The 1,551-nt window shown below is 50.0% G+C and carries 2 tRNA genes and 2 rRNA genes; all 4 read left to right on the top strand.

The annotated features are described in order from the left end of the window. Positions 1-67: ribosomal RNA gene (locus tag KQJ19_RS23510) — 16S ribosomal RNA — on the top strand; the annotation flags it as partial. A 71-nt stretch (positions 68-138) separates the two neighbouring features. Beyond that, positions 139-215: transfer RNA gene (locus KQJ19_RS23515), tRNA-Ile, on the top strand. A gap of 108 nt (positions 216-323) precedes the next feature. Further along, a tRNA-Ala gene (locus KQJ19_RS23520) sits at positions 324-399 on the top strand. 208 nt (positions 400-607) lie between these two features. Continuing rightward, a 23S ribosomal RNA gene (locus KQJ19_RS23525) occupies positions 608-1,551 on the top strand; the annotation flags it as partial.

Here is a 1,551-nt window from a genome sequence, read left to right on the forward strand (position 1 = left end):
ATTCATGACTGGGGTGAAGTCGTAACAAGGTAACCGTAGGGGAACCTGCGGTTGGATCACCTCCTTACCTTAAAGAACCGACCTTTGTAGTGCTCACACAGATTGTCTGATGAAAATTAGCAGTAAGAAAATCTCTGCAGGCTTGTAGCTCAGGTGGTTAGAGCGCACCCCTGATAAGGGTGAGGTCGGTGGTTCAAGTCCACTCAGGCCTACCAAATTCGCCTCCGTGCTGTGTTACGGCGATGCTCGCATACTTCAGTATGCTTCGCACCACCGCGCCTTGCCCGGAAACGAATTAGGGTACAGAGATTAGCATTTACGATGGGGTTATAGCTCAGCTGGGAGAGCGCCTGCCTTGCACGCAGGAGGTCTGCGGTTCGATCCCGCATAGCTCCACCATCCTTTACTGCAAAAACACAAGAAAACTTCAGAGTGTACCTGAAAAGGTTCACTGCGAAGTTTTGCTCTTTAAAAATCTGGATCAAGCTGAAAATTGAAACGACACACTGTTTCATTTCTCCGTAAACAAGAAATGAAAAGCGGTGTGTTCGAGTCTCTCAAATTTTCGCAACACTGAAGTGTTTTACGAAACATCTTCGGGTTGTGAGGTTAAGCGACTAAGCGTACACGGTGGATGCCCTGGCAGTCAGAGGCGATGAAGGACGTGCTAATCTGCGATAAGCGTCGGTAAGGTGATATGAACCGTTATAACCGGCGATTTCCGAATGGGGAAACCCAGTGTGATTCGTCACACTATCATTACGTGAATACATAGCGTAATGAAGCGAACCGGGGGAACTGAAACATCTAAGTACCCCGAGGAAAAGAAATCAACCGAGATTCCCCCAGTAGCGGCGAGCGAACGGGGAGCAGCCCAGAGTCTGAATCAGCATGTGTGGTAGTGGAACGGTCTGGAAAGTCCGGCGATACAGGGTGATAGCCCCGTACACAAAAGTGCATGTGTTGTGAACTCGAAGAGTAGGGCGGGACACGTGGTATCCTGTCTGAATATGGGGGGACCATCCTCCAAGGCTAAATACTCCTGACTGACCGATAGTGAACCAGTACCGTGAGGGAAAGGCGAAAAGAACCCCGGCGAGGGGAGTGAAAAAGAACCTGAAACCGTGTACGTACAAGCAGTGGGAGCCTCTTTATGGGGTGACTGCGTACCTTTTGTATAATGGGTCAGCGACTTATATTCTGTAGCAAGGTTAACCGAATAGGGGAGCCGAAGGGAAACCGAGTCTTAACTGGGCGTTAAGTTGCAGGGTATAGACCCGAAACCCGGTGATCTAGCCATGGGCAGGTTGAAGGTTGGGTAACACTAACTGGAGGACCGAACCGACTAATGTTGAAAAATTAGCGGATGACTTGTGGCTGGGGGTGAAAGGCCAATCAAACCGGGAGATAGCTGGTTCTCCCCGAAAGCTATTTAGGTAGCGCCTCGTGAATTCATCTTCGGGGGTAGAGCACTGTTTCGGCTAGGGGGTCATCCCGACTTACCAACCCGATGCAAACTGCGAATACCGAAGAATGTTATCACGGGAGACA

It is taken from the genome of Citrobacter sp. S46_ASV_140 (genome assembly GCF_018919545.1).
Classification (GTDB): Bacteria; Pseudomonadota; Gammaproteobacteria; order Enterobacterales; family Enterobacteriaceae; genus Citrobacter; species Citrobacter braakii.